Source organism: Pseudomonas sp. FeN3W (assembly GCA_030263805.2).
Taxonomy (GTDB): Bacteria; Pseudomonadota; Gammaproteobacteria; order Pseudomonadales; family Pseudomonadaceae; genus Stutzerimonas; species Stutzerimonas stutzeri_G.
Window position 1 is genome coordinate 709,031 of the sequence record CP136011.1, and the last position, 22,661, is coordinate 731,691.

Here is a 22,661-nt window from a genome sequence, read left to right on the forward strand (position 1 = left end):
AGGGTGATCAACTGAAATCATCACCCCAGCAGATGGTTTCGTCGTTTTCGAGATCTACGCAAACACGTGTTGCGGAGGGCTCCATATCCACCACAGGAGAATTGATGCCTTCGACTTTGGCTGGATGAAGCTGATTCTCTTTGCCGTGACTTCCGAGCTGTGCGCGATTGTTAAGCCCGAAACACAGGGCCTCGCTTTGCGCGTTAACGGCGCAGGTATAGCCCTTGGACGCCTTGATCATCTTGACGCCAATACCGAGCCCGGCGACTGGAACAGGATGCTGGCGGTTGACGGTTGTGCCATCGCCAAGCTGTCCATGCTCATTTTGGCCAAAACACATCGCCAGACCCTTCTCTGTAATGAAACAGACGTGATCACCACCTTTACTCAAGGCGCTGATGCGGTAGGCAGTGCCTCCAATTTTCAACAGCTGGCCATCTTCAACCTGAGCGAGTTCATAATCCACAGGCTGTGCAGCAATGCTGGAGCCAGAGACGAAAGCCAGAAACACAGAAGCCATCAGGGTTGTGATTTTATTGCGCATCGTGAGCCATCCTTTGGTTTGGTATACCAACTATACAAGGCTGGGCGGTTTTGTCAATATCCGCCCAGTCGAATAAGGGACTTCCTTCACCTACTCAGAACGCCGTGGAGCAATGGTCGCTTCCCGTAGCGAATCCTGGCTTACGTCGAGCTCAAGATCCGGCAGGATGGTCTGCGGCCTGAAGATCACGCGGTAGTGGTAGGTGTTCGCATACGCGCCCTCAAGCTGCTCGGCGAAGTAGGTCACATTATCAGCCAGCCCCAAATAATGCTTTTTGAACTGATCAGGGCCTGTCTTGCATGTCACTTCAAGCTGAGCATCGGTCTTATCGACCTCAAGCGAGCATCGACCCTCAAGAGACAGAATGTAATCACCTGTGAAGCCATTGTAGAAGACAATCCTTCGGCCAATCTCGAAGTTGTCAGCGGCCTGTGAGAGGTTGTATGAGGCCAATTTCGAAGCACTTTCATCACAGCCAGCGAGCAAAGTTGCCAAGCAAACCGCCGCCACTAATTTGTTCATGTCAGCTACTCCAAATGCTAAACCGATAGGGATCGCAACCATACCTATCCCAGACATGCGCGTCAATTAAGATGTTTCGAACCGTTCGTATGACTTTAATTGACCAGAGCCCCATGCCAATCCATAATCGATCCTGGTCGACAGGTGAAATAATGATCGAGCTTTACGTGAACATCCACAAGCCAAGCAGCAGCCTATCTGGCTGGGGATGTGTCGCGCGTGGCTTTTCAAGCCTCAACAAAGAGATCATGGGGGCATCCGAGGGATCCGAAATGGAAGCCCTGCTGAGCGCCTTGCTGGCAGGCCTCCAGGCCACAGCAGTTATCCCAGGGCTGGTTAATGTCGAGGTAGTGACATATCACGCGCCGCTGGCTTACGCACTGGAGCAGGGTGCATGCCGCTGGGCTAGCCACAACTGGAGGCGCAAAGCGGGCATCGAAGCAATGAATTCGCCTCTTTGGCGCAAGCTGGCTAAGGCCTCCAAGCGGGTAAGCCTCATTGTTAGAACGCCAACAAGCCTGGATGACTTCGAGCTGATGGGCCGCGCTGCCTATTATGGCTCATGCGCATTAGGTCAAAACATGGTGCACAAGCTGTTCACCGATGGATCCTTTGTTCCCAAAGGTAAAGCCGGAGGCTGGGCAGTGATCCTTGAAAGCGGTCGCGAGGTAACGGAAATGTCAGGCGGCATGAAATGCCGAGACTGCAACCAGGCTGAACTGCTAGCTGTCATTAAAGGCTTATCATTTTTGGATGATCGGTCAAACGCCATCGTATACACCGATTCGCGCTTCGTTGTGACCGGCACTCGGATCATTGACCTCTGGATGCAGAGCAATTGGCGTACAGCCGAGCGCAAGCGCGTGCCGCACCGGGATCTATGGGAAGCCCTGTACCAGCAAATGCAGCGCCTTAGCGTACGATTCGAATGGATCAAGGGGCATAGCGGCATTGAACAGAATTTCAGAGCTGACCAGTTGGCCAAGCGGGAGGCTAAAAATCTTTTGCTAAATTGATGGAACTATATTGACAGGTTGTGATGATTCTAGGAATATAGCACCGAACCCAGCCAGTACCTGGCTGACACTATCAAGTTGAGTAGAGCAAAAGACCCCAATGAGCCAGATCGCCAGTGCCACCGCTTTCGTTAACGCCCTTAAAGAAGCAGGTATCACAGTCCAAAACGAAGCCGTCCTTATCAGTGAGCTGGACGCCTCAACCGATCAGAACTTGACCCTGGAAAAACTCTGCCTTCGCGGCAATGACAAAAACGTTTCCTTCATCGCCGACCTCAATGGCGATGCCAAACTCCTCTCTAAAGCATTCGTAACCCACGGCTTTGACGGTTTTACATACCGTACATTCATCAACAGTCTGAAGACCGAAGCCTGACGCGCGGGTGGCGAAAGCCACCCCAAAAATCCAGGTGGTATGGTTTCAACCTGAAGGAAAGCCATGATCATCAACAGCCCGTTCCGCGATTATTACGACCACTGCATCGGCTATGGTATCGACAAGGGTATCGTGTTTAATCGTGAACAGCCTGTAGTCATTTACCATCCTGGCAGGTCAAGCGCCGGTCGAAGCGCCCTGGATGATGCCGCAGCAGACATCACCGCGCTCTATGCGCGCATCCGCGACCAGATCCCGATGCTTGTCAGTGACAGTCATAGCACAGCACTGGTTGGTTTTTGTGGGAAGGTTCACCTAGGCGTCACGCGCCACGTGAAAAATGGCAAGTCCATGACAGTGCGCGAGTATGCCAATGGTGAAGGCGACCCGGAATGCCGCTGGAGCGAGAGTGAATTCAGCGAGGTGGAGCTTAATCAAGAGATCGTGACTGATCGCTGGTGGCTCCTGAAATCAAATCCCAAGACGCTTGGGGAGTGGTTTTCACGCACCGAAGATCATCGGGTTCATGAAGACATCGAGCTTTTTGTAAAGCACAACCTGGTCTCTTTTTACATGGACTCTTACAGGCTGATTCTGAATCCTGTGCTGAAAGACCTGAATTTTCAGAAGGTGGTTGATGGTGTCTCTGCATTTCAGGAGATTGCCATGCATGTTTCCGGTGTACTGAAGCAGCCTGAGATGAAAGCTGAGCCAATAAGCGATGTGCTGCGGGCCTCATCGAAGGGTTTTGATAAAAATAGTTTTCGCAGAGGCCCGACCAAATAAGGTCAGTCATTTTGGAGTCAGTATGTCAGTCACACCATTTCTTGTCGGCTTTTGCCTGTACTACCTCTTTGAGCCTTTCCTGTGGGCTAAATTGGGCAGTAAAATCTACCCGAGCTCCATGTGGGGATTCATTAGGGCTCGTGAGTATTCACGTGTTAAAAATGTTTCCGAGATGTTTAAGGATAAAGACAAGCTTCGCTTTTCACTGTCCAGATCATTTTTGGAATCTATTTTTCCTACGCTTTTCGCAGTTGCGATCTGGTTTATGGTGGGAGACGATGGATGGAAGGGCGCCCTAATTATTGCAGGAATTATCCAGATCATGTTTTTGTGTCGCACCCTGCTTATTTGGCTGTTCTCAGAGACACTGATTAAGGGCTTTTCCAGGCTGGACTGAGCAAGCCTTATAGGAATGAAAGCCTCCTAAAACAAGCAATTGGACGGTTTTAAAATGGAAAAGATCTTCACACGGATGCTATGCAAGCTGGTTTTTTCGCTCCGAAAGGTTCCATATACACTGAGAACCGAGGCGGTGTGCCGAGAATTCATTCTCAAATACAAGCGTAACTTCAAGCACGTCCCACCTGAAAATCTCAGCGAAGACATGTGCTATGCAATGGTTATTCAGAGTTCACTCTTGACGGAATATCGGGATGGGATGCCCTTTTCTACGCCAGGTCATGTGCGCGAGCGTGCTGAAATCATGATCAGCCAGGCCCTGAATGCTTATAATGAAGACAACCCCATTCCGTTTGCCAATCTCCCTGACGACTGGTTCAATGAAGACCTGATGACTTTTATCCTTCGGTGCAGAGGAGGCTTCCTAGCACTACCGGACAGAAGAAAGACGCTCGATATCACAATCGATGCAATCAAGCAAGACAATACAATCTTTGAAAAGCTTTCTCAAGAAAAGCAAGAGGAGGTTGTCAGAAAGGAGTTATGGCGTCTTAGCGAAGTGAAAGACAGCGAAGTCCTTGAAAGACTATTCCCCCATGCAATGCAAAAGGACTACACGTACATCGATAAAATTCCGTATGAGCGGATTACTGAAAGTCTTATCCGTTCATGTATGCAGGCAATTGTTGGAAAGCCGCTTCCTGATAATCCTTATGAAGGAATGTTGGACTTTCTAATCAGTCAAAGAATCAGGCTGGAGCTGCTTCCCCTCCATGTAAACAGGGCTGTCACTGATTACATCTGCAAGAACATTTCAAAAGATAACTTTGAGCGCTTCTCAGACGCTTTGAAGCCAGACACGTATAAAAGCGATCTTGTTCGATTCGTAATCGATTGCGTTGATGCCGACTACAGCCGAGCTTATTCAGAATACTTTGAGTCGGGCGATGATTTTGACTCTAGGACAATGCTTAAATATTTCAGATCAAAGGTTTTGTGCGCTCACCTTCATCCCGATCAGATGGCGTCCCTATGCAATCACGAGTCTCATTGGATGGCGTTTCAGTCTATTTATGGATCAGAGGTTGCCATGTCCTACAACCCAAGCATGAAAAGTAAATTCGCATCTCGTGATATGGGTATGGACTAGCTACTGGTTACCTGCATCCTGATTCCATTTGAGTCATGTATCACGATCAGGGATCCCCATCACAACGTCATGATTTCATTTTAAGATTTTTCATAGACACCTATTGCTATATACGGACATATGCAGCAAAATGACACTCTGCTCTAGTATCCTTCGTATATTTAAAAGGGGCTGGGCGTTGCCTTCGGCCCGCGCTGTCGTGAACCGAGCCAGCAGAGCTGTCTCGGCCTGACGGCTTCCATCGCTAACGCGGTGTGCTTAAGATCGCAGGCAGGAGTGAGGCCAGGAAGGGGCAGGCTAATGATGATTGGTTTGCTCCCAAATGTGTCGAACAGAAAAGGTCGCGTAGGCCATTCAGCATGACCTTCGCATACAACGTTACTGATGTTTCATCAATTCATTGGTTAAATGAAAATGTCTAACACCACCATCAACCCGTCGACCCTCTACCGTTACCGCAATCTGCCATGCAGCATTGCGGATGATGATCAGCTTTGGGCAATTTCTGGTGTTGACGCAAGGGGCGGATCTGGAGTCCTGGAGTGGTGTTACGACGAAGGTGACGCCCGCGCGCTATTCAATCAAATGAAGCGGTATCCACAATTTACGCAGCTTGAGGTCGCGCCATTTCTGGATGCAAATCGTAGAAACGAATACCGAAGCGATCATGCTCAAAAACACGCCACCCAGCAGGGTAAGGTCTTGTAGCTATGAGCGAGCAATTACATGAGCCAGCCGAGCGATTTCACTACTACTCCCTGACATTCATGGACAGGCCGACACCAATGACTCAGCGCTGCGGATCTGTATACCTAGGCTGGCGGGAGCAGATGGTTACAAAGCCACGCATCGACGCAGCCAAAGTAGAAGCAGGGGTTGGCCCTGAGGCTGTTCTAATGGCCTGCTGCTACCTGGGATACATGACACACGAGCAAATGCTGGGCGACGCGCCTCCAGTCTGCGCATAAACAATCGTTTGAGGTCTTTTGATCATGTCCGAAGCAAAGGTCAGTTCAGGCGGAGCGGGGTTGCAGTGGCTAGGCCATTCAAGTGATCTGCGCACAAATCGCTGGAGGGTTACGTGTCCACGCTGCTCGAACTCATTCGAGCCGCAAACAACCATGTTCGCCACTCAGGTGCTGACCTGCCCAGCGAGGAAGTGCAATGCGAGTATTTTTGTTGATTACAACGCCGAAGCGGTTTCAGTGGTAGAGGCACAATAGCAACAAGATCACAACAGTGCTAGATTGGATCGAGTGCTTTACACATGACGGGATTAATGAGCATCATTATAAAAATGTTTTGTCGATCTCTTTTGGTATTTGGTGACTTAGTGTGAGCAAAATGAAAAAGACTGATCTTTTTGATTATGATGATTTCATCAATGTCAGAGAGGAGTTTTCAGTAGACGATAAAAATGGCCTTAAAGTGGGTGATTATGTTTACGGACGATGCCATCTTTTCGCGCTCGCACTAGCGCGGCAATTGCGCATGAAAATCGGGATTTTTGTCGACGAAGAATGCATACCTGACGGCGGTGAAGAGCCAATTCGGGTTCTTGTTCATGCCTTTTGTGTTCTGGACAATGATCGTGTCATTGACGCGCGCGGCGTTCGTTACAAGATCGACATGCTTCGTGAATTTTCACCACTCGCCTTCGAGTTCAATGAGCTAGCTGGCAAAGAAGCAGAAGCTCAGTTAAATGAGTGGATGAGTAATGAGCCAGCGCTTCAAGCAAAGTCAGGAGAAGAATCGGCGCTCCGTGACTATATCAAGGACATGTGTAAATTTGGCGTGCTAGACGCCAAAGAGCAGGAATTTGGATACAGCTGAGCTAAATTTCAAGGTGATTCAACCCTTCGCCCCGCAAGAACGCTTAGCTTGTGAGCAGTTGTAGCCAAGGCTCGACGATAAGCCGAGGCCTTCTGCCTGGAGATCTCCCCACCCTGTTCAGCCTCTTGCGCCATTTCATGAATGGTGGCTCCCTCAATTGCATCGACCAGTGCCGCAATAGCTTCCTCGCTGGATAGCGGGATCATCCAAATGCCTTCCCGCAGGTTGCGAGAGGTTACCCGAGCGAAGTCCTGCAAATAGTCAACACGCAAGCCCTCGCCATCGAACAAATCTTCGATATCTTCATCACTGGCATCAGCGAGGAATTGCAGGCGATGCTCTAGCGCTTCCGCTTCGATTTTCGTGAGCTGAAGGTGCTTTAGCATGAAAATATCATCCGTTCAGGGCAGGGGATTACCGATCAAGAGTATAGCTACCACTGTCAATCTGTCAATACAGAGGTATCCCAAACAGAGCAGTTTGGCCCCAAATCTGAAACCATGACCGCCCGCAGAACAATCTTGACTTCTACAGTATGAGGAGTATACTAGACGGAAATGAATCACTTGGAATTCCAGCATGCAAAAGATGAACGCTGAAGGCTACGTCACGGTTCCATATGACCCTGCACTCATGTCTTTCTTGCATGAGGGCACACTGATCAGAAACCCGTTCCTGTCTAAATGTGGCCGATTTCCGGTCGACCCCGTAGTGGCTTATGGTTTTGAAGTGGTTGACACGGGCGGGGGCTGCCAGGCGCTGCAATTGAACCTCCCAGATGGTGGATGGTTCTGGTTGACCGATGACTGCGCCGTGCCGGACGCGAGCACTGAGGACGCCGATATTGGTCGATATGATGCTGAGGGCGAGCTATTGGGCATCTGTAAGGCTTCCGAAATCATCATGGCCGACGATTGAGCGCCGGGAGCCATTCAATGAACAACTCCAAAAAGTTGCGCTGGAAAATGAAGGCAGCACCAAAAGGCCAGGCTGCCATAGCTGGGCCTCGTAGCCATGTGCTGCATGACGGCAAAAAACGATACGCCGAAGTCAGCTGCCTGCGCTCTGGGAAGTGGTACTGGGTAGCTGGATTCGATTCTGGCGGGCCGCACCAATACACTTGCGACAAGCCGGCTGACACGGCAGATGAGGCAAAAGCTCAGGCCATGGCCTACATCAAAAGGCACTTGTCCACGCAGAAGGGGGACTGATGAGAGAAATCGTTACTTGGCCGGTACGGCGCTAGCTTGAAAAAAGCCCGGCAACTGCCGGGCTTTTCATTCTTACAAGCCGTGGCCGCTTCGCCCAAGATCTTCCTTGATCGATTTCTCAGGGTACGCCTGTGCCACCCGATCTCTGGCCTGTTTTGCTGCACCTTCGAGTCCTGAAGATTCAAGTTTGGCAATAAGCTTCAAGCAGTCCTTTTTCGAAGGCATTTCCGTCAGATCGAAGGCCTTGTTCATATAGCCAACAACAAATGGAATTTGCTTGGCTTCCGATAGGCTCAATGGCGCATCTTTAAACAGGTGAGCATTAAGAGACTCAAGTGTATGAGTCATGCTGTTCCCGATCTGATACATGTATTCCGAAAGCTTGCCCATTTCATCACGGTATAAATCGTAAGGAGCATCAATATTCGAATGCATGGTCATGGCTGAAATAGAAGTCGCCGTGAAAATTGGCGTAACTTCATCGCCCTGCATTGTTTCAACAACTTCCCGCACGAATTGCTCCTTGCCAATGACTGACATGGCCACTTCGCTATTAACCATTTCGTTAAGGCCAAGCGGGCCCATGTTTAGCCACTTTTTCTCAGAAAGATAACCGACGAAATCATTTAGATCATCCCGTGTGATGGGCTCGTTAAACTCACCAGCAAAACCACGCTTTTTTCTTGAATCTTGCCTGTCGGCAAGGAGTTGAACTATTTTTGGTTTATTCACAGCATGCGCCTTATTTGGTTGTAAAAATATTTTAAAAACTGATCTTTTGCTATAGATTCATAAACCCACACTCAATTGTGTGGACAATTGTTTCTGTTGAGAAGAAAGCGAGCGAATTAGATCGATGGCTTTCTCTTGTTTAACCTCTAGCCCACCTTTGCTTATTGAATCACTCACGGCCCTTCTGGATAAGAAGTTAAACTCCTCATTTTTATATCCATTTTGATCTGCGAAGATATTATTCTCGCTAGATGCCTGAACGCCAAGCGTTTCCTTTACATGTTTTAGGTGAGCATCCTTAACTGCCATCAATTGGGACACACCCTCTTTACCCGCAGAATTCGTACTCGACACCAATTCTTTCTGATGGTTAAGATTCATTTCCGTTAGGCCCACATAAAGGCTTTTATCAGATTCTTCGACGATAGCTCCAGTTTTTTGAGCCAGCATCTCAACGGATGCTTTTTGCTCACTCGTAGCGTTTGCTCCGAGCTCAATTTTAAGCGACATGTCCTTGATAACATCCTTGAAGCCATCACTATGGATTGAAATCTGACCATTGTGAGAGAAGTGCTTGATGAACATGGCATTCACCATGTTCGTAATTTCTTCGCTGGATTTGCCCTTTAGCGAAGCAACGTTGAGACCACCCGCGATCTCTTTCTGGATGATGTGTGAAACAGCGATTCCCGTCGAGTGGGTCAGCTTCATGTCCTCAGATTGCCTGAAGCTTAGCGTAAAATCAGTGAACCCCGAGAGGTCTCCGGTCGCCGTAGCTGTCTGAAAGGTTCCATGAAGATCAGCGTAGACCTCCATCATTGACACACCAACGTTCACGAAATCCTGTCCTTGAGCCTTTGCGGCCTCGATCTGAGCAGGGGATTTGCTCAGGGTGTAGTCGAAATCAATAACGCCACTTTTATTCATGGCTGCATCGGATACGATCATGCCGGTCATCAGCACGGTTCCGATCTGCATGTCAGCCTGGTTCTGCATGTGAGCCTTGCTGCTGACAAAATCGAGGCAGTGGCCGAACTCATGATACGAAGTTGTCAGTCTTGCCAGGTAGGGGTTGGTAACAAAGCCTGATTCCTCAGACATGCCATAGTGAATCGCTTCAGAACCCAAGCGATCAATCGTGGGCACAGTGGTTGAAACAACACATGCGGTCTGCTGATCGCTGGTAATGATCTTGGAGGCGAAAGCAAACAAATCACCGTTCTGCTCAACGCTTCTACCAGCCTCCGACTTGGCGCTGATGAATTGAACAGCTTCCCCCCTCATGCTTTTTGACTTAAAAAATTCAACACCCTGGATCTTGCTGCTATCAACTTCAAGTCCAAGTTCAGAGGCTGTGTAGGAAGCGGTCTCGGCGGAATCAACCACCATTTCAGCGCGGGGCTGATCAATCGACTGAATGATCTGAGCGACAGGGACAGCCTGCACACCAGAAGATAGCAAGCAAGTAAGAAGCACTGCTTTCTTTAAGAAGTTTTTAGGGTTTGCAAGTGAGATCAACATAATCGGCAGCTTCACATGTTTGTTTTTATATTAATATTGGTGACTGCGTGCTGAATTCGAATGCCTAAAGATCTGGGCCGGAAGGGTCTTTGTTGCCACCATGCGATGTTTTGGCGTTAATGTTAACCACTTTTCTCTCGCCGATAGCATCAAGATGGTTTTTCATGTCAAATTCCCAATCTAAAACCCTTTCTATTTCGACAATGTACCCACTATAGAACCCTGAAAATTGGTATCCACTTCCAAAAACCTCAAGAGATTTCCCCCTAGTGAGCATTCTTATATACTCATCCGCCAATCCTTCGTGGCATTTTAGGCATCCACTACCACGCTTTAACAGTCCGTCTACGAGCACCTGCATGCCAAACTCCACAACGACAGGCTCGACATGGGATGCTTCGTGCAAGCCACTTTGTTGAAGATTTCTTCTTACAGCATCACTCGTGATCGTCAAAAAGTATGAATTCATTTTCACTCTCGTAAGCATTCATTTTATCAAAAATACCACGCCCTTACGCTATGCTGCAACGATTGTCCAAATAACTTCTGCAACCATTAACTTTCCGTTAAAGATTGATTGATGTTTTTGACTGCCTTTTTGAAAGCAAACATTTTTCACAATCAATTAACTTGAAATGAAGGCTAACTCTTCTTTTCTGAATGTGGGGTAGGGGAGAAATGCCTGGCGACCGATCAACAATTCGGGCACGTAAATGAATTCATCAATCACCCCAAATGCTTCAGGCGGAAGGTATGCCAGATTGTCTAACTCATTGTCTAGAGAGGCGATCAAAGCGCTCTCGGACTGCTCAGGCAGGGAAGGAGTTGGTTGTGAAGGCATCTCTTCTGATTGAGCGTTTTGCTCGAAGGCCATCAAATGGACAATGTACATCGCTCCATATAAACGTTGACCTGTCGCGACATCAATCAAGATAGGCTCTTGGTGATTACTTTCCAGATCGATACCCGTAACCTCAAAGGTTTTACGCATAGCGTGAACCTTGTCAGATGGGCGAAGGGATAGGAATTTCTTGGTCTTGATGTTCATGACATTCTCATGTAAAGCATTAATATTGACAGTATAGCGCGCATTGTGCGCAGTGTCAGGCGGCTAAGCTCCATAAAAATGATTCCGAACTGAGTCTATTGACATCTGTCTCTTCTATGACTAGTATACCAGGCTTCTGATAATCAGATTCGCATTCACCTGACGGAGACGCCTCATGGCGAAGGAAAAGTTCCAGCGCAACAAGCCACACCTGAACGTAGGCACCATTGGTCACGTTGACCATGGAAAAACCACCCTGACCGCCGCCCTGACCAAGGTCTGCTCGGAGACCTGGGGTGGATCTGCTCGCGCTTTCGACCAGATCGATAACGCGCCAGAAGAAAAACAGCGCGGCATCACCATCAACACCTCGCACGTGGAATACGATTCCGAAACTCGCCACTACGCGCATGTTGACTGCCCAGGTCACGCTGATTATGTGAAGAACATGATCACTGGCGCCGCGCAGATGGATGGTGCGATTCTGGTATGCTCCGCTGCCGATGGCCCCATGCCGCAGACTCGTGAGCACATCCTGCTGTCCCGCCAGGTTGGCGTTCCGTACATCGTCGTGTTCCTGAACAAGGCAGACATGGTCGATGACGCTGAACTGCTGGAACTGGTCGAGATGGAAGTCCGCGATTTGCTGTCGGCTTACGATTTCCCTGGTGACGACACCCCCATCGTGACCGGTTCGGCACTGATGGCGCTCAACGGCCAGGATGACAACCAGATGGGCGTGTCTGCCGTTCGCAAACTGGTCGAAACGCTGGATAGCTACATTCCTGAGCCTGAGCGTGCTATTGACCAGCCGTTCCTGATGCCTATCGAAGACGTCTTTTCGATCTCTGGTCGCGGCACCGTCGTAACCGGTCGCGTCGAGCGCGGCATTCTGAAGGTTGGCGAGGAGATCGAAATCGTCGGCCTGAAGGACACCATCAAGACCACGGCAACGGGTATCGAGATGTTCCGCAAGCTGCTGGAAGAAGCGCGTGCAGGCGAAAACACCGGGATCCTTCTGCGTGGCATCAAGCGTGAAGATACGCAGCGCGGCCAAGTGCTGGGCAAGCCTGGCACCGTTGAGTCGCACACCAAGTTCGAGGCGGAGGTGTACATCCTCTCGAAGGAAGAGGGTGGTCGCCATACCCCGTTCTTCAAGGGCTATCGTCCACAGTTCTACTTCCGCACTACCGACGTGACCGGCAACGTTGAGCTGGACGAAGGTGTCGACATGGTGATGCCGGGTGACAACGTCAAGATGACGGTCAGCCTGATCGCACCTATCGCAATGGAAGAAGGCCTGCGCTTTGCCATCCGCGAAGGCGGTCGCACTGTCGGTGCCGGCGTCGTCTCGAAAGTGCTTTCTGAAAGCCTTTCTGGCGGCCAGAAGCGTCAGAAGTAAGGACAGCCCTGCTGCGCAACGAAAGCCGCCATCATTTGGCGGCTTTTTGTTTTGACCAAATTGGAAAAGAGATTTATGAACGATCCTTTGGATTTCGGCCCAGAGTCGGAAATGTTTTTTCAGATGCTGAAAAACCGGGAGCAGGTCATTGTTGGGCTGGTTAATGACGTCAATTCCTGCACTAAAAACATGCATGCATTCGAAAAGCTTGAGCGGTTGTACGAAACCAACCCCGATGGTGTAAGCACAGGGCAGGCTCTCAAAGCCTGCGCCAAATCCCTTCGCCACCTGAACGAGGTTAATCGAAAGCTCATGATGCTGCTGATTCCTTATGTGGCGGGCAAGCAGTTTACCGAGGACTCCACGAACATCCTGCTTCGAATGGGACGGGGAGAGGATGCATTGCAAGAGGCTCTTCGCCAAAAAGGGTGGGGTAAATAATGAACGCAGACGCAATCAAGGGCATTTTCGAATCATTGCTTGCAAGCGTGAGCGTGGAAAATCAGGAGGCAATCGCCGATCACGTCGACAATCCCTTCATCAAGGCGGCGCTTGCAGCCATCGACCTGAATGACCCACATCGCTTCAGGGTGTTCTATTGCCATCGAATGCAGAGATTGACCGATAGCGTGATCGAATTAAGGTTTTCCAACAACCCAGACGCGAAGTTTTTGTACAGTAAAGCCGACTTCATCGAGCACCACATCAGGCACAATATCGAAAAGCATGAGGGGAGTGCATGCTGCGCAGACAAGACACGCACCATCATGCGAGCGCTGGCTAAACGATTTAGCAGTGGGGAGAAGATCGTCTTCGACTATGGACAAGAGTACACATACCACCTGCCAGAGAAGATTCTGAACAGCGATGAGGCGATCATGTCGTTTTTTAGATCATTGCTGGAGCTGTATTACGGCAAATCGGACGGTTTTGCCGAACAGATCGAGCTGATCGATTCGCAGGCGCGTGGCGATTGAGGATTAGGCGGCTGCGCAGATGCCAGCCGCCACATTAAGGTCAAGCAGGTCGAATGGCCAGTATCTCGGGTACATTGATCACGCCCTGGTAGCGATCCCACTCAGCACCGCCAGACTCGATGGCCAGCAATGACATGCGGTCAGCGAGCTCGTTACCCATGATCCCTGCATGACCGTTCACGTGATAGATGATGACCTTACCCTTGATGGTCTTCCACAGTGTGAATAGCGTCTTGATAAGATCAAGGTTCTTGATTGGCCCCTCTTTTCTGACCCATCCGCGCTTCTCCCAGCCAGCCGCCCACTGAGTAACACACTGAAGCGAATATTTGGAGTCAGTGAAGATGGCAGCAGACCGACCAGCCGACACCTCTTCAGCGGCAAGGATCATCGCGTAATGAAGCGCACCAAGCTCTGCGGTGTTATTGGTGCCATTGGCCAGGTAAAGGCCATGCCAGAGCTCAGAAAGCTCCTCGCCTCGGAATACCGCAACCCCTGATCCAGATGGCCCTGGATTTGGATTGCAAGCGCCATCAGCGTAGATCTTGGTATCCACCTCGATCATTGCGATCAGATGATCGTTTAGCTTAAGGCTAGGCTCTCGCGACATAGACCCCTTCGAGGCCTTTGCTGCCGATGACTCCTTGGCTGCGTTATTTCGCATGGGCTTTCCATAGGCAGCCTCGGCCTCATCTTGTGACGGAAAGCTCTTGTACCTTGCCCCAGGAAAACCATCGACGTGGCCCTTACAGGTCTCCCAGTCAGTGAAAATGCCCGTTTCACGCCCTACCCAGACCACGTAGAACTTATTAGCTGATTTACCCATGATGGCCCTTTGGTAATTTCCTGATGTGAGTCAAGTTTTTCCAGACATTAGTTAGTGGAACATAGTATACCAGGCATTGACAAGTTGTCAATAAATAGATATCCTATTGAAAAGTAAGTACAGGATGTTCGAAATGGGTTCTTCTGCCGCCGTCTCACGCAAGCATATGGCCTCAATTGCTTTCTCCATCACAGGAGAGGCGGTAACTGACCATGTTCGACTTCAAGTGCTTTCCGAAGACTGGAGGGGCGCATACGACTTACTCATCAACGACGTAGGCGGCTGCACTCATGATATCGCTATCGCCATCCTGAAGGGCGAGAAAGCATTCAGCGGAGATAGCGCAGACCGAAAGAACCCAATCAGACTGGTTGATGACGGCCCAGAAAACCCCAAAACCAAGCGATACCTGGACACCCTTGATTATCAGAATCGCGGCTTGCTGCGCTTTAAAGGGAAGAGCTATAGACCTGCCTGGAAAATTGATGCGCTTGGTCAAGATGATTTTGATTTTGCTGTCAAAAAGCTTGGCCGAAGCGCTATCGGCTCTGATGAATTTACAAAGGCGCGAGCACACTATTACGTAGAGTCAGTCGAGAAAGAGCTGCTGATTACCTCACCTAAACATCAGATCAATGCCGTACGCGCCGATTTGCGCAGCCTAAAAAACCTGGATCACTGGTTGACTGTATGGGAGATGCGCGACCACCCCAGCTGGATTACCCCAAAAGAAGATGCTGTCGAGGCGCTGGCGCATTTTATTGAGAAAAGAATTCCCCCGTCTTTGGGTGCATGCACCGATGTACTGGACATGAAAGAAGACACAATCGCCTACGCCGCCTATTTGCGAGCAGGCATCGGACTAACGGATGAAGAAGAGGACGAGCGCAATCATCTTCTTGAGGCCGAGTACCTAGCAAATTTGGCGACACTGCGTGAGAAAATCACGTCTCAAGCAGGCCCGAAGGGGGAGAAAGGCTGGATCCGATTACCAGTTAGAAGGGACAAGAGCTGGCACCTTGAATCAGCACCCGATTATTACGTCGATGTGCCAAAGCTTGCATTCATTCACTGGGCGCTTGGTCATCATGATCCCGTAAAACTCGGCATCTGCGAAGCCTGGGAGCCCGTCTGTACAAGCGGGATGAAAATGATCAACGATAACCGCTATCACAGCGATTGGGTGGTCGGGGCCGGGTTTGATCCAGAAAGATTTTACCAGGATCATGAAGATGTCAGTGACAGCAGTTACTGGTTGCGGCAGGAGCTATGTCATGAGCTGCTTGATTTTGAGTTCACAAGCCTAAGCCGATCAACAAAAAAGCAGATTGATGGAAAGGTAAGGCACTTGAAGCCTGGTGACGCCTTGAAAGAAGGTGAGATTGGCATCATCCCAGTCGCAAGCGTTGACTATGATGCAGCCCTTCGTTCAGCAGCCCAGTATGGAACCGCGCTGATCTGCGAAGCAGGGGGGCCACTGGCCCATATTGCAATTGTCGGGCGTGAAATGGACGTGCCCGTGATTCTTTGGCCAAAAGCAATGTCACTCTTCAACGGCAGCAGGGTTTACATCAACCTTGAGAGAGGGAAGATCTTGCTGTCAGCTATTTAGCCAATAGCACTGACTAGAAAAACAATATCGAAAAGCATACAATAAAAAGAAAAGGCTTTTCTTATGCCCATAATTAAATCGCCATTTCTATCCATTGCCATTTAAGCTCGGGCCCGGCTTTTTCTGGAAATGTAATCAGAACAAGTGCACCAATCCAGATTGCACCAGTAAGATAATTATTGAGCTATATGTAAAGGATAATATAGTTAACCTTTTGCTCTTAGAGTTGCATTCGCTGAGTATCTCTTTCCTTTAGAAGCGTATGGGTCTCCCAGCGAATAGAGCTCAAACTTTTCAATGCGTCCTCATCATCGGGGACGTCATCCTGAATAACAAGCTCAAGATTTTCTGGTCTAAATATTCCTGCTCTAGGCGCACTCAAGCCAGACGGGTCGAGAAGATCATCCCAATAGACGCCGTGCACGCCAGGCACGTTTGCTCTGACCCATTCTATTACCGCAAATTCGAAGCCCACAATATCACTGGCTCTAAAGCCATGTCTTCGCACCAACAGTTCAGTTCCTATATATTCGATCTTGGATGAAATGGCGGGGTCATCACCTTCATATTCATCATGCTCTGAAAGCAGATCCTCTAATGATGGATAGGTAAATGAAATCTCCCTGTCCAGCTCATCATCAAAACAGCTGAAATAAAAAAGCTCCCTTTTCTCAATGAGCTTATTATCCAAAGCCCACTGAGTAACAACCTCTTTAATCTCCCGACCAGCCCCACGTTTGGCATCCAGAATTGTGTGAAGATCTAAAAGCTTGAGATCATTATTCGTCGAATACAACTTGGACGCGCCGAATCGACCAATCGAACACCAGGCATCTGGGCAAGCAGACATCGAGAAGAGGTTACCCTCATAGCTTATGCCGCGCTCAAATTTACGCCCCTTATCCAGAGATCCCCAGTGCCATAACTTTTGTGCTTTAATTATTGGTAGTTTCATGCTCACCTCATGAATCCATCTTAACCAAATCAAGCCTGTAGTTTCCAGTCTTCAATGCATGGTGTCGACTCAACCATGATCCCTGAGGCAATTACGACCCTGGTGTTTTTTTCAACATTGTCTATCGTCAATTTCTTATAGATCGTTCTCAGTAAAATGGATTTGACTTATCGCCACACTCAAAACAACAAAAGGGGCGGCTAGGAGTACTGCGAAAGTAATAATCGCAAGGATCCAGTCAGCGATGCATGAAAGAAAACAATCTCTCCAGCAAGAAATCTCAAAAAGGCGTTACGCTCGTCGAACTCATACTGGTAATCGGAATAATTTCCTTTATATCCGTTATTGATATGGAGAAGAAAAGAAACGAATTAGAGCAAAAGCAGGCCAGAATTCTTGGAATTCAGCTTATGGAATATAACAATGCAGCAAGAGCATGGCTGGCTAGCAATGTTGGTGCCACTAACTCACATAAAACCGGAAGTCTTTGGCTGAAGCACAAATCCTGTGGCGGGCCAAACGACGTCAGTTATCTTGACTGTGATTTCCCTGAGGCAACAAAAACAAGCCCATTGCCTATCGGGCTTATATCATTAGACACTTCGATCACAACTTCAGGCACAGAACCCAACCAAATAACTGAAATTCGAACAATTACTTCCCCATATTCATTAACTGGTGGTGTCATCAGATCAGATTTGGCCGGAGTGGCTGCGCTTATCGGAGCTGCATCTAATTACTCCGGCAATAATGCAACTAGCCTTACTGCTGACAGCTCTTTCAGCTCAAGCCCAGAGAGCGGCGTGATTACAATGACGGTCAGAAATAACGGATTTGATGATCCATGGCTTCGCACTGACGGCAGCAATCTGATGAACAGTAATTTAAAGTTTAATGATAAAAAGAGTGAATCAAAAAGAGAAATTCATAACTCGTCAAGGATACAAAATATTGTAGGACAAGCACTGAAAATTGGAAACCTAGGTGGGGGAGAACTTGGTTACAGTGTTGTAGTTGACGCTAAGCTTGAAGTTCTCGGCGGCCTGCTTGTGAATAAATCTGCAAAATTCAATAGCACCATGGAGGTATCTGGTGACTTATACGCTAGGCAAGACTTAAAAGTTACTACAAATATTTCAGCTGGAGGAGGAATTTTTGCAACAAAAGATATTGAAACCAAATCCAACATGATTGCTGACCGTTTTATAGACTCAGATAATAACTTGTTTTACGTTGACCCATCAAAAACCACAAACCTTTCTACTCTAATTTTAAAAAATGAATTGCAGGTCGATGGCATTGCGACACTTAATGACTCCCTGGTGTTAAATAAAATTGTCTCAAAGGGAGCAAATTGCAGCCCAAATGGCTCTTTAGCACGAGACCTCAAAGGAAAAGCGCTGTCCTGCCAATCGGGGAGATGGGATGGTATATCTGGCTTAAATGTTAAGACAATGACCATCGGAAGTGGAACAATACAAGGGTATGACTTTTGTGCGCTGGCTAAAGTATCTAACGTAGAGGATGCACATTATTGCTCCATTGAATATGACCCTGTAAGCAAAGGCTGGAGAGCCAACAATTATAAATGCTATGGAATGAAGGTTAGTTGTCTGGCACTTTAGAAACAATTGAATACCCCGCCGAAGCGGGGTGCGCGATTACTTTAATTTCGCTGTGATTTGCTTCCCCCGTCGATCAATTTGCTTCCATTTCATCTTAAAAGAAGTTGACTCGATGCCACCAAACATAGAAGCATTGCTGTGAATCTCGGCAAGTCCAGTCAACAATAGAGTTGGCGCTTCAGGCTGGTCAAGAAACGACTGCAAGCCCTCAGCCTTCAGCAGATGAATGTCCATATCACGTTCGATTAATCTCGCAACAGCCTCATCACCGCCCATCGAGCGCCACATGCTCGCCGAAACTGATGCATGATTGGGAAAATGCACTCGCCCGTCAGCGTCGATTTCCCTGCACGCGGGCTTTCCACAATCATGGTAGGTCTGGTACAGGCGCATTACTTCGAGCGAAGTCGTCTTTTCCCATAGGGCTGGCTCTTTTGCCCAACCAGGAAGCTTCCACTCATACACAAGAGGCCTGCCTTCTAGCACATGACCCATGAGATCCATGAAGTATCTGTGAACCGAATTACCATGCTCCAGTACTGACATGCCTGGCATCTGCTCACAAGCCATCATTTGGCTTTCAAGGTTTTTTAGCTTTTCGTTCCAGGTTCCCTGGATGCGGTCGTCCCGTTCGCAAGAGCTACAAACTCATGACTGATCCCCAATGCTCGACAATTGTTTGATTTCATTTTTCAGCTGGCTCAACTGCATGGTCTTGTGATCCAGCTCAGCCTGCGCTTTCTTGAGGCGCGCCTTTCTCCCTTGTTCTTCCAGCGCCTTCTGCTGCTCATCACACCAGGCGTGAACAGCTTGTGTCGGATCCTCAAGGTCAAGCCATTGCGAAGGCACCTGACACTCATAGGTTTCAGTTTCGCCTCCGCCAATATAGGACGAAACCTTGAGCCACAAAAAATCTCCGTTAACGGAAGACCCTTCAATGCTTGCTCCATTCCACCACCAGGCTTTTTCAGGATGACGCTTTGGCTTGTCCTCTTCGCTTGCCAGGCCGTTGTACTGAGGAAACAGAAGGTCGACGATGACCTCGATCCGCCGATCCTGAATGAACTGGAAGTGCTCAAAGCGCTGGCGCTCAAGGAGAGGATCAAGCTGTTTTTTCATCTGAGTAACCTGTTCCTGTAGCTCTTCATAACTCGGGGCGTCATGCAAAAGGCTTTTCTCCACTGCGTTTCGAAGAAGTCGAGCCGACTGATGTGCGCCGTCCTTTTCAAGCAGCCCGATAGCCAGCGAAAGGCCTGTTGCATGGTGTTTTTCGATGTTCATTGATATGTCCTGTTGAGAAATGGGTATCCATCCATGGGGAATGAATCAGGCTGCAATCGCCTGGTTGATAAGCTCCACCATTTCGGTCAGTGCTTCGCACGCTAGTTCGTCATCAAGGCCAGGGGGCAAGTACCGTCCTACGAGCGTATCTTTGCTCAAGCGCGCCGAGGAGAGCTTGTCCTTGTTCTTGACCCAGTAAGCGAGTCTGGATGCAACGCTTGCCAGCGCCTCCTTTGCATTGGCTCCATCTTCAAGGTGACTGGTCTTTCTGTAGTCAGCGCCACGAAGGACGGCGTAAACCGCATAGTCCTGAAGGAACAGTCGTGGATACTTGGTGCCATATTTAGGATCCTTGAATGGGCGCATGGCGGGGTCTGTGAGCAGAGACTTGAGGCTTGCGACCAGGGCTTTGCGAGTGATGGTGAAGGGTGTGTATGTGTTCATGGTATTTACCTTTTGGTTTTTGGGTTTGATTAAACGCATTGGAATTTTTTAGTAACGGCTCGCGCCTGCTCTTTTGTGCAGGGGCCAACGCCCAGCGCCGTAATGACGGGCTGACCGGTGAAATGCGGTTCAAGGATGTGGTGCTGATCCACCACCAGGGCACAGGGGATCCCAAGCTCACGTGCTTGCACGTAGGCTTTGATCAGCTGCTGCTGGTTTTTTGCTCGCAAAACGACCTTTGAGCCACCACGTTCAGGGTTGCGGTAGTCTTGGGCGATACGAGGAGCGATACGCTTAGCATCTTCAAAGCTGTCGCCAAAAGCATGGCCAGCTTGTGCAGCCAGTTTTCCAGCAGGCATCTGAAGATTGCCGCTGACAATGGCGTACTGATAGAGATGGTCATCAAGCGTTGTCGGAAGCGCCAATAGCTTGGCAAGGTCTTCCGGAGAAATCGATGAAAGATCGATATCGGAGAGGGGGTCGGTGAGCGGTCTAATCCGTTCGCAAGAGCTACAACATTTGAAAATACCTGACTGATTGAAGTTTGGTGCAAGATACCGGATTCGAACCGATGACCACCTGGGTTAGCACTCCAGTTACTCTACCGCTGAGCTAATCCTGCACTACGGTTTCCATAATATGGCTCACCGAGCACGCTGTCAATACCCTTTCTTAGATTTTGCCTTACCCCCATCGGTCAATTTCTTTACAATGAAACCTGCATGCCTGGCGATCCGCCTATTGTGAACGCAAAATGATCGCAGCAACGAAAATGCCTCTAGTCATCGCAATGGCTTTATCCCCACCTCTCGCAAGCGCCGAAAACTTGAGCTGTTGGCCTGCATGAAGCTTTAGAACCTACAGCAGCCTATTGATATCGATATAGAGACTAGTCAGAATGGAGAAACCAACTAGGAGATACTTCTTGTGAGCACCAAGATTTTCAACGGACTTATTCTAAGAAATAGCTCGCTTGAAACAGCGCTTGATACATTGAAGCTAGTGCGACAGAAATGCATTCCAGTCATGAAGGCCGCCACTGCCAAGCAGATTGCCAAGCGAATCGCATTGAAAAATGATATGCGTGAAAACTACATACTCATTGAAAAGAAGACCGAATACGTTTTCGCTTCTGTCTTGGAGGAGTTTCATGAGGCCGAACGTACGGTAAAAGGTCGAGGCACTCGCAACACGACGTGGGATACTACATTCGATATCTGCCTAATCCCGGACGGCAGGGATATTCTTGCGCTTAGCTATTTTGAAAACAACAAAGAATACACATCTCTTCTTGAAGAGGCGGGTTTCGAAGACTATTCCTACCAGAATTCAACCGACAAGCCTGAGAGCATTTCAGAAAACGAATGGGATGAGCGACATGATCGCTGGAAAGCTGTCCTGCCGAGATCTGCCACCCCCTGCGAAGTCGGCTTCACATATTCAGTGATCCATTGGGATGACATCGGAATGGTTTTTTTCAATGCCGACATTGTTATGTCAGCCATACCCTCTGAAGAAAAACGGAAAAAAAGTGTCGCAACAAGACTATGCGAGATCGAATATAGAAGAGAGGAGGGCACCTCCCTTATGGACGCGGTGGATGAAATCCTGAAGCTCAGCGAAGATAGAGCCAAATATGTCAGGTTAGCCAAAAGTGCAATATGACACTTTTACATACCCAGTTAATATTGGAAAATAACTGAAGCGCACAACCATTTTCCATCGAAATGCGAACTGCGTCAAATTGTCGCATCTGTATAACCGACTTTAACTTATTCGGTCAATAGTTGATTATTGTTATTGGATTTAACTGATGCCAATATAATGACACAATAACAAGAGGAAGTTAGCGTGTCTGATATTATCAGTTATATTTATTCTGTCGCCCTAGAAGAATGGGAGTTGGCCACTTCTGGTGCGTTAGGCATGTTTATAGTTGGGGTTCACCTATTCTATTTGTATGCTAGCATAATGCTACCACGGCAGCATTTGACTCAAATCAAAAAGTACCGCACCGGAACGGGTGGCCTGGGTGACACTTGCCTGAAGAGTCAGTGGATGGGGGTGCGAATGCGTACTGCTCCATTGCTCTACTCAATTACAATCGGATCCTGGCTGCTTTTCATATCGGTATTGCTTGATCTAATTGGAAGAATTGCATCGATTATTGAGGGTAACAAAGCGCAAAAGCGCGCAATGGAAGCGTCTGCCAATCCTGAAAGCAATGAAACCAAAGGCGAAGAGACGGCCCGGCAAGTAATGACAAAAATCATGTATGAAGGAAATGTGGAAATTATCCCTCCAAGTGATAAATTCAGAGTGTACGATCCAGCCTCAAAGAAGCTCATTGAATTTGATGATCTGAGCTCGGTGGATAACTATATTGCATCAAGAGCCTGAG

The 22,661-nt window shown here is 48.6% G+C and carries 29 protein-coding genes and 1 tRNA gene; 16 read left to right on the plus strand and 14 right to left on the minus strand.

From position 1 onward, the window contains the following. Positions 1 to 7: 7 nt before the first annotated feature. Positions 8 to 544: a hypothetical protein gene (locus tag P5704_027230; GenBank protein ID WOF81594.1), complete on the minus strand. Its 537-nt coding sequence runs from the start codon at positions 542 to 544 to the stop codon at positions 8 to 10. Positions 545 to 634: 90 nt separating this feature from the next. Continuing rightward, positions 635 to 1,066 (minus strand): hypothetical protein, encoded by a 432-nt coding sequence (locus P5704_027235; protein WOF81595.1) that lies wholly within the window; start codon positions 1,064 to 1,066, stop codon positions 635 to 637. A 152-nt stretch (positions 1,067 to 1,218) separates the two neighbouring features. Between P5704_027235 and P5704_027240 the strand changes: the two genes are divergently transcribed. From P5704_027240 to P5704_027270, 7 genes are all read left to right on the plus strand, one after another. Next, positions 1,219 to 2,082, plus strand: coding sequence for a ribonuclease H (locus P5704_027240; GenBank protein WOF81596.1), 864 nt, complete (start codon positions 1,219 to 1,221; stop codon positions 2,080 to 2,082). A gap of 100 nt (positions 2,083 to 2,182) precedes the next feature. Continuing rightward, positions 2,183 to 2,458: a hypothetical protein gene (locus P5704_027245; protein ID WOF81597.1), complete on the plus strand. Its 276-nt coding sequence runs from the start codon at positions 2,183 to 2,185 to the stop codon at positions 2,456 to 2,458. A gap of 63 nt (positions 2,459 to 2,521) precedes the next feature. Beyond that, entirely contained in the window at positions 2,522 to 3,244 is a 723-nt protein-coding gene (locus P5704_027250; protein ID WOF81598.1) for a hypothetical protein, read from the plus strand. Positions 3,245 to 3,266: 22 nt separating this feature from the next. Next, positions 3,267 to 3,641 (plus strand): hypothetical protein, encoded by a 375-nt coding sequence (locus P5704_027255; GenBank protein ID WOF81599.1) that lies wholly within the window; start codon positions 3,267 to 3,269, stop codon positions 3,639 to 3,641. A 54-nt stretch (positions 3,642 to 3,695) separates the two neighbouring features. Next, on the plus strand, positions 3,696 to 4,793 hold the full coding sequence (locus tag P5704_027260; protein ID WOF81600.1) for a hypothetical protein: 1,098 nt from the start codon (positions 3,696 to 3,698) through the stop codon (positions 4,791 to 4,793). 414 nt (positions 4,794 to 5,207) lie between these two features. Beyond that, positions 5,208 to 5,501 carry a hypothetical protein gene (locus P5704_027265; protein WOF81601.1) on the plus strand — a complete coding sequence of 98 codons (294 nt, stop codon included), beginning with the start codon at positions 5,208 to 5,210 and terminating at the stop codon, positions 5,499 to 5,501. Positions 5,502 to 6,137: 636 nt separating this feature from the next. After that, positions 6,138 to 6,626: a hypothetical protein gene (locus tag P5704_027270; GenBank protein WOF81602.1), complete on the plus strand. Its 489-nt coding sequence runs from the start codon at positions 6,138 to 6,140 to the stop codon at positions 6,624 to 6,626. Between the two features lie 8 nt (positions 6,627 to 6,634). Here the strand turns inward: P5704_027270 and P5704_027275 are convergent, their stop codons facing one another. Next, entirely contained in the window at positions 6,635 to 7,012 is a 378-nt protein-coding gene (locus tag P5704_027275; protein WOF81603.1) for a hypothetical protein, read from the minus strand. A gap of 193 nt (positions 7,013 to 7,205) precedes the next feature. Here P5704_027275 and P5704_027280 point away from each other — a divergent pair, with 193 nt between their 5' ends. Then, the gene (locus tag P5704_027280; protein ID WOF81604.1) at positions 7,206 to 7,544 is read left to right on the plus strand and encodes a hypothetical protein; all 339 of its coding nucleotides are present in this window, start codon (positions 7,206 to 7,208) and stop codon (positions 7,542 to 7,544) included. A gap of 17 nt (positions 7,545 to 7,561) precedes the next feature. Beyond that, positions 7,562 to 7,837: a hypothetical protein gene (locus P5704_027285; GenBank protein ID WOF81605.1), complete on the plus strand. Its 276-nt coding sequence runs from the start codon at positions 7,562 to 7,564 to the stop codon at positions 7,835 to 7,837. A gap of 72 nt (positions 7,838 to 7,909) precedes the next feature. On the opposite strand, the gene P5704_027290 is transcribed toward P5704_027285, so the two are convergent. The 4 genes from P5704_027290 to P5704_027305 all read right to left on the minus strand — a co-directional run bounded on the left by P5704_027290 (position 7,910) and on the right by P5704_027305 (position 11,138). Then, positions 7,910 to 8,569, minus strand: coding sequence for a hypothetical protein (locus P5704_027290; protein WOF81606.1), 660 nt, complete (start codon positions 8,567 to 8,569; stop codon positions 7,910 to 7,912). A 57-nt stretch (positions 8,570 to 8,626) separates the two neighbouring features. Then, positions 8,627 to 10,090, minus strand: coding sequence for a hypothetical protein (locus P5704_027295; protein WOF81607.1), 1,464 nt, complete (start codon positions 10,088 to 10,090; stop codon positions 8,627 to 8,629). A gap of 64 nt (positions 10,091 to 10,154) precedes the next feature. Then, on the minus strand, positions 10,155 to 10,559 hold the full coding sequence (locus tag P5704_027300; GenBank protein ID WOF81608.1) for a hypothetical protein: 405 nt from the start codon (positions 10,557 to 10,559) through the stop codon (positions 10,155 to 10,157). A 156-nt stretch (positions 10,560 to 10,715) separates the two neighbouring features. Continuing rightward, the gene (locus tag P5704_027305) at positions 10,716 to 11,138 is read right to left on the minus strand and encodes a hypothetical protein (GenBank protein WOF81609.1); all 423 of its coding nucleotides are present in this window, start codon (positions 11,136 to 11,138) and stop codon (positions 10,716 to 10,718) included. A 175-nt stretch (positions 11,139 to 11,313) separates the two neighbouring features. Here P5704_027305 and tuf point away from each other — a divergent pair, with 175 nt between their 5' ends. From tuf to P5704_027320, 3 genes are all read left to right on the plus strand, one after another. Next, positions 11,314 to 12,540 carry an elongation factor Tu gene (gene tuf / locus P5704_027310; protein ID WOF81610.1) on the plus strand — a complete coding sequence of 409 codons (1,227 nt, stop codon included), beginning with the start codon at positions 11,314 to 11,316 and terminating at the stop codon, positions 12,538 to 12,540. 75 nt (positions 12,541 to 12,615) lie between these two features. Continuing rightward, positions 12,616 to 12,981, plus strand: coding sequence for a hypothetical protein (locus tag P5704_027315; protein WOF81611.1), 366 nt, complete (start codon positions 12,616 to 12,618; stop codon positions 12,979 to 12,981). Next, entirely contained in the window at positions 12,981 to 13,517 is a 537-nt protein-coding gene (locus P5704_027320) for a hypothetical protein (GenBank protein WOF81612.1), read from the plus strand. Before P5704_027315 ends, P5704_027320 begins: the two co-directional genes overlap by 1 nt. Positions 13,518 to 13,557: 40 nt before the next feature. Here the strand turns inward: P5704_027320 and P5704_027325 are convergent, their stop codons facing one another. Continuing rightward, on the minus strand, positions 13,558 to 14,343 hold the full coding sequence (locus P5704_027325) for a ribonuclease H family protein (protein ID WOF81613.1): 786 nt from the start codon (positions 14,341 to 14,343) through the stop codon (positions 13,558 to 13,560). A gap of 133 nt (positions 14,344 to 14,476) precedes the next feature. On the opposite strand from P5704_027325, the gene P5704_027330 reads away from it, so the two are divergent. Beyond that, positions 14,477 to 15,955, plus strand: coding sequence for a PEP-utilizing enzyme (locus P5704_027330; GenBank protein WOF81614.1), 1,479 nt, complete (start codon positions 14,477 to 14,479; stop codon positions 15,953 to 15,955). Positions 15,956 to 16,175: 220 nt separating this feature from the next. On the opposite strand, the gene P5704_027335 is transcribed toward P5704_027330, so the two are convergent. Next, the gene (locus tag P5704_027335; GenBank protein WOF81615.1) at positions 16,176 to 16,910 is read right to left on the minus strand and encodes a hypothetical protein; all 735 of its coding nucleotides are present in this window, start codon (positions 16,908 to 16,910) and stop codon (positions 16,176 to 16,178) included. Between the two features lie 248 nt (positions 16,911 to 17,158). Between P5704_027335 and P5704_027340 the strand changes: the two genes are divergently transcribed. Further along, on the plus strand, positions 17,159 to 18,535 hold the full coding sequence (locus P5704_027340) for a prepilin-type N-terminal cleavage/methylation domain-containing protein (protein WOF81616.1): 1,377 nt from the start codon (positions 17,159 to 17,161) through the stop codon (positions 18,533 to 18,535). A gap of 36 nt (positions 18,536 to 18,571) precedes the next feature. On the opposite strand, the gene P5704_027345 is transcribed toward P5704_027340, so the two are convergent. From P5704_027345 to P5704_027365, 5 genes are all read right to left on the minus strand, one after another. After that, complete coding sequence (locus P5704_027345) at positions 18,572 to 19,081, minus strand: hypothetical protein (GenBank protein WOF81617.1); 510 nt, start codon at positions 19,079 to 19,081, stop codon at positions 18,572 to 18,574. A 102-nt stretch (positions 19,082 to 19,183) separates the two neighbouring features. Continuing rightward, on the minus strand, positions 19,184 to 19,816 hold the full coding sequence (locus tag P5704_027350) for a hypothetical protein (GenBank protein WOF81618.1): 633 nt from the start codon (positions 19,814 to 19,816) through the stop codon (positions 19,184 to 19,186). Positions 19,817 to 19,861: 45 nt separating this feature from the next. Continuing rightward, on the minus strand, positions 19,862 to 20,260 hold the full coding sequence (locus P5704_027355) for a hypothetical protein (protein WOF81619.1): 399 nt from the start codon (positions 20,258 to 20,260) through the stop codon (positions 19,862 to 19,864). A gap of 29 nt (positions 20,261 to 20,289) precedes the next feature. Beyond that, positions 20,290 to 20,685, minus strand: coding sequence for an aminoacyl-tRNA hydrolase (locus tag P5704_027360; GenBank protein ID WOF81620.1), 396 nt, complete (start codon positions 20,683 to 20,685; stop codon positions 20,290 to 20,292). 120 nt (positions 20,686 to 20,805) lie between these two features. Next, positions 20,806 to 20,882, minus strand: a tRNA-Ser gene (locus P5704_027365). A 305-nt stretch (positions 20,883 to 21,187) separates the two neighbouring features. Here P5704_027365 and P5704_027370 point away from each other — a divergent pair. Continuing rightward, a complete protein-coding gene (locus tag P5704_027370) occupies positions 21,188 to 21,925 on the plus strand; it encodes a hypothetical protein (GenBank protein WOF81621.1) in 738 nt (245 codons plus the stop codon). 186 nt (positions 21,926 to 22,111) lie between these two features. Continuing rightward, positions 22,112 to 22,660: a hypothetical protein gene (locus P5704_027375; protein ID WOF81622.1), complete on the plus strand. Its 549-nt coding sequence runs from the start codon at positions 22,112 to 22,114 to the stop codon at positions 22,658 to 22,660. The last annotated feature ends 1 nt before the right edge of the window (position 22,661 follow it).

Coding starts and splice junctions, on each gene's coding strand:
- P5704_027350 (WOF81618.1), bottom strand. CDS start 19,816: ATGAACATCGAAAAACACCATGCAACAGGCCTTTCGCTGGCTATCGGG.
- P5704_027345 (WOF81617.1), bottom strand. CDS start 19,081: ATGTCAGTACTGGAGCATGGTAATTCGGTTCACAGATACTTCATGGAT.
- P5704_027270 (WOF81602.1), top strand. CDS start 6,138: ATGAAAAAGACTGATCTTTTTGATTATGATGATTTCATCAATGTCAGA.
- P5704_027275 (WOF81603.1), bottom strand. CDS start 7,012: ATGCTAAAGCACCTTCAGCTCACGAAAATCGAAGCGGAAGCGCTAGAG.
- P5704_027315 (WOF81611.1), top strand. CDS start 12,616: ATGAACGATCCTTTGGATTTCGGCCCAGAGTCGGAAATGTTTTTTCAG.
- P5704_027325 (WOF81613.1), bottom strand. CDS start 14,343: ATGGGTAAATCAGCTAATAAGTTCTACGTGGTCTGGGTAGGGCGTGAA.
- P5704_027320 (WOF81612.1), top strand. CDS start 12,981: ATGAACGCAGACGCAATCAAGGGCATTTTCGAATCATTGCTTGCAAGC.
- P5704_027250 (WOF81598.1), top strand. CDS start 2,522: ATGATCATCAACAGCCCGTTCCGCGATTATTACGACCACTGCATCGGC.
- P5704_027305 (WOF81609.1), bottom strand. CDS start 11,138: ATGAACATCAAGACCAAGAAATTCCTATCCCTTCGCCCATCTGACAAG.
- tuf (WOF81610.1), top strand. CDS start 11,314: ATGGCGAAGGAAAAGTTCCAGCGCAACAAGCCACACCTGAACGTAGGC.
- P5704_027230 (WOF81594.1), bottom strand. CDS start 544: ATGCGCAATAAAATCACAACCCTGATGGCTTCTGTGTTTCTGGCTTTC.
- P5704_027255 (WOF81599.1), top strand. CDS start 3,267: ATGTCAGTCACACCATTTCTTGTCGGCTTTTGCCTGTACTACCTCTTT.
- P5704_027300 (WOF81608.1), bottom strand. CDS start 10,559: ATGAATTCATACTTTTTGACGATCACGAGTGATGCTGTAAGAAGAAAT.
- P5704_027280 (WOF81604.1), top strand. CDS start 7,206: ATGCAAAAGATGAACGCTGAAGGCTACGTCACGGTTCCATATGACCCT.
- P5704_027340 (WOF81616.1), top strand. CDS start 17,159: ATGAAAGAAAACAATCTCTCCAGCAAGAAATCTCAAAAAGGCGTTACG.
- P5704_027240 (WOF81596.1), top strand. CDS start 1,219: ATGATCGAGCTTTACGTGAACATCCACAAGCCAAGCAGCAGCCTATCT.
- P5704_027295 (WOF81607.1), bottom strand. CDS start 10,090: ATGTTGATCTCACTTGCAAACCCTAAAAACTTCTTAAAGAAAGCAGTG.
- P5704_027265 (WOF81601.1), top strand. CDS start 5,208: ATGTCTAACACCACCATCAACCCGTCGACCCTCTACCGTTACCGCAAT.
- P5704_027245 (WOF81597.1), top strand. CDS start 2,183: ATGAGCCAGATCGCCAGTGCCACCGCTTTCGTTAACGCCCTTAAAGAA.
- P5704_027330 (WOF81614.1), top strand. CDS start 14,477: ATGGGTTCTTCTGCCGCCGTCTCACGCAAGCATATGGCCTCAATTGCT.
- P5704_027260 (WOF81600.1), top strand. CDS start 3,696: ATGGAAAAGATCTTCACACGGATGCTATGCAAGCTGGTTTTTTCGCTC.
- P5704_027335 (WOF81615.1), bottom strand. CDS start 16,910: ATGAAACTACCAATAATTAAAGCACAAAAGTTATGGCACTGGGGATCT.
- P5704_027355 (WOF81619.1), bottom strand. CDS start 20,260: ATGAACACATACACACCCTTCACCATCACTCGCAAAGCCCTGGTCGCA.
- P5704_027235 (WOF81595.1), bottom strand. CDS start 1,066: ATGAACAAATTAGTGGCGGCGGTTTGCTTGGCAACTTTGCTCGCTGGC.
- P5704_027285 (WOF81605.1), top strand. CDS start 7,562: ATGAACAACTCCAAAAAGTTGCGCTGGAAAATGAAGGCAGCACCAAAA.